Origin of the sequence: Pseudoalteromonas sp. SR45-5, from assembly GCF_014163565.1 — a bacterium.
Taxonomy (GTDB): Bacteria; Pseudomonadota; Gammaproteobacteria; order Enterobacterales; family Alteromonadaceae; genus Pseudoalteromonas; species Pseudoalteromonas distincta.
The window spans coordinates 1-3,272 of sequence record NZ_JACJDN010000466.1; the positions used below are offsets into that span (position 1 = coordinate 1).

Consider the following 3,272-nt stretch of genomic DNA (forward strand, 5'->3'; position numbering starts at 1 on the left):
TCATGCTCATGCTCATGCTCATGCTCATGCTCATGCCCATAGCTCGCTTTACCGCCGTGAATTAAATCGATTGCAGCCAAAGGAATGTGCAGCGTTTTATCAACTGGCGTGCCTGTTGGGTTTAAAATGCCGACGACTTTAAATGGGTTATCGTCATGATGATGAAAACTGGTGTTCCCCATGCCGTGCGATATAACAATAGAGTCGTTAAGTTTGTAGCCTAGTTTATTTGCAACTTCGCTACCTAGCACCACTTCGTTAATTGCGGCAAAAGGGTGGCCTTTGTTAAAGGTTAAATTTTGTTTTTTTGCAAAGCGATAATGGCTAAAGTAATCAAGTGTTGTGCCTAGTACCGCTTGGCCTTTATGGCTGTCGCCTAGGCTTATAGGTATGCTCCATTTTACGCCTCGCTGACTTGTTATGTATTGATAACTTTTCCAACTTACGCCGTTATTAGTATGGCCAATTCTAAATACTGACGAAAGCAGCAACTGTATATCGCCGGTACGCGCACCAACAATTAAATCAGTGCCCGAAATAGTATTACTAAAACTACTTTTAGCATCAATTCGTACACGTTCAATACTCAAAAGTAGCATTACACTAATTGCGATAGTAAATAATGTAAGCAGTACACTTGCGCGGCGATTTAATAAGCTTTTGTAAGCAAGTTTAGCGAGAATCATACCTGCTCCTGCAAATTTATAAGATCAATGGAGCGGTTAAATAAAGGCTTTAGTGTTTCATCGTGGCTCACAAATACCAGCGTACTATTAGATAACTTTGCTTGTTCAAACAGTAGGTTTATAAAGCTCTCACGGTTATTTGTATCGAGTGCTGATGTGGGCTCATCGGCAATTATTAGTTCAGGGCTGCCTATAAATGCGCGAGCGGCAGCAACGCGCTGTTGCTGTCCAATACTCAATGTCGCTACATCTTTATGGTGATACTGGGCAGTAAGGCCTAAAGCATTTAATAACCGTATCGCTTCTTTTTGTAAGGCAGAGTTTTTATTTGATGATTTCTTTAATATTTTTTGTTTTCGGCTTTTTGAAAACTCACACCCAAGCGTTATATTTTCAATAGGAGTTAAATAAGGAAGCAGGTTAAAGTTTTGAAAAATGTAGCCAATGTGATCCGCTCTAAAAACATCACGGGTGGTATTGCTTAATTTAGTTAGGTTTTGGTTTAAAATTGATACCTCACCGCTAGTGGCTGTATTAATGCCAGCAAGAATCGCTAATAAGGTCGATTTACCTGAGCCACTAGGACCGTGTAAAAAAATATGCTCACCTTTTTCTATAACTAACTCTTTTATGTTGAGCGTGGGTGAGCTATCGCTTTTATGCCACTTAAAAGTTACGTTTTTCAGGTTTATCATTATCCGATTACCAACCCCAGTAGTTTAGATCTTTACGCATTTTTAGCTGTCTTATTATATTTAATGGCTTGGGTTTTAGTTTTTCGTTACTTTGTAAAAATTCATTAGCTGCATTTAATACGCGTTGGCTAGATTGGCCATCGGTATACGGATGAAGTTCCTGGCAATAGCTTTCAATATTTTGCATTAAATCACTAGGTTTAGTAAGCGCGTGTTCAATAGCTGCTTCTACTTCATCTGCGTCGGTAATATCAAGTAAATGAGGAAGTGGTTTTTGATTACAAAACGTGACTACCGGTTTACGTAGTAGTAAAAACATTAAAAGAACTGACGATGTATCGCACAGCATAACATCAGCAGCTTTCAGTAACGGCAAAACGTTATCGGTTTCAATAAATGTTAGATTTTCGTTACTCAGCGCTTTATATTTATTAACCCATTCGGCAGGCATTTTAGGATGAAACTGCATCAAAATACGCCACTTACCTTGTTCACTAAAATGTTTTATTTGCTCATATAATTTAGGAGCAAGTGATAGCTTTCGTGAGAAAGTAGAGCATATAAGTAAAGTAGGGCGAGGGTCGTCGCTTACATAAGGATTATTTGAAGTATTACTAAAAAGTGGATCGAGTGTTGGCCAGCCAGTTTCAGTTACTTTAAAGAAACCATGCTGCTTAGCTAGCTCTTTAAATCGGGTTGTTGTATTTGGGCCTTGCGTACAATATAAATCGTAACAACCACGAATAGTAAAATGACCACGATTACCTTCAGAGCTGCGCTTTTCAGAATTAAAACCATGAAATACAGCTACTTTTTTACCTGGAATAAAGCTAGGTACTATATTACCCGGTATAAATGTAATGTTTGGAGCCCAGCTTTTTACATCTTTTATGGTATGTAAACGTGGCTCGTCTGTGGTTAAAAAATCAGGGTTTACTTCGCTACCCGCTAAAAACCAGCGTACTTCACCACCATGTGCCAATATTTGCGCCTGCAAAGGTCTCAAGATAGCGTACGAATAATTTTGAGAGATATACATCAAGTATTTTTTATTTTTAGTGGCAGTTAAGTAGTTCAAGCTATCTCCTCAGGCTGGTTGGCACATTAAGTTTACCTCATTGCGACTCGCTTATAAATATATGCCTTTATTTGTTTTAAGCATCCGATTGAGCTTTGAGGTTGGCTAGATTATTATACAGCCCATATAACCCCATACCATACTTTGCTCAAAGAGCATCCCTAACCCCGGAGATAGCATGACTAGCTATAAAGTTTTAGACGTAAACGATGATTTACCCATTCGTACCAAAGGTGAAGTACACAGCGGTAAAGTTCGTTCAGTTTATTGGTTAACTGATGAAGACAGCGCACGATTAATTAAAGACAAAGGCTACCAAGTACCGACAGGTACTGAGCTTGCGATTATGGTTATTTCAGACCGAATTTCTGCATTTGATTGCATTTGGCAAGGCGAAAATGGTTTAAATGGCGTGCCAGGTAAAGGTATAGCGTTAAACTCAGTGGCAGCCCATTGGTTTAAGTTATTTGATAAAGCGGGTCTTGCGGGTAATCATATTGTAGATATTCCGCATCCGTATGTGTGGATTGTACGCAAGGCCAGTACCGTAAAAGTAGAGGCAATTGCTCGCCAATATATTACGGGCAGCATGTGGCGTGACTACGCTAAAGGCATACGTAACTTTTGTGGTATTGACTTGCCAGAGGGTTTAAAAGCGAACCAAAAGCTTGATAACGTTTTAATTACGCCGTCAACAAAAGGTATTATTGAAGGCGTTGCTGATATTCCGCCTGTTGATGATGTAAATATTACTCGCGCTAATATTACTAATAACTTAGATGTATTTAACTTTAAATCGGCAGATGATGTAAC

At 39.0% G+C, this 3,272-nt stretch carries 4 protein-coding genes; 1 reads left to right on the forward strand and 3 read right to left on the reverse strand.

All coding sequences use genetic code 11. From position 1 onward, the window contains the following. The 3 genes from H5072_RS15175 to H5072_RS15185 all read right to left on the reverse strand — a co-directional run. On the reverse strand, positions 1-686 hold a 686-nt coding region (locus H5072_RS15175), incomplete at its 3' end, for an ABC transporter permease (RefSeq protein WP_182693996.1). After that, complete coding sequence (locus H5072_RS15180) at positions 683-1,381, reverse strand: ABC transporter ATP-binding protein (RefSeq protein WP_138489674.1); 699 nt, start codon at positions 1,379-1,381, stop codon at positions 683-685. The genes H5072_RS15180 and H5072_RS15175, both read right to left, overlap by 4 nt. A 7-nt stretch (positions 1,382-1,388) precedes the next feature. Continuing rightward, positions 1,389-2,459, reverse strand: a complete 1,071-nt coding sequence (locus tag H5072_RS15185) for a CDP-glycerol glycerophosphotransferase family protein (protein ID WP_154903586.1) — start codon at positions 2,457-2,459, stop codon at positions 1,389-1,391. A gap of 178 nt (positions 2,460-2,637) precedes the next feature. On the opposite strand from H5072_RS15185, the gene H5072_RS15190 reads away from it, so the two are divergent. Further along, on the forward strand, positions 2,638-3,272 hold a 635-nt coding region (locus tag H5072_RS15190), incomplete at its 3' end, for a phosphoribosylaminoimidazolesuccinocarboxamide synthase (protein ID WP_310735888.1).

Excerpts from the sequence above, each read along its gene's own strand:
- H5072_RS15180 (WP_138489674.1), bottom strand. The coding sequence starts at position 1,381 with ATGATAAACCTGAAAAACGTAACTTTTAAGTGGCATAAAAGCGATAGC.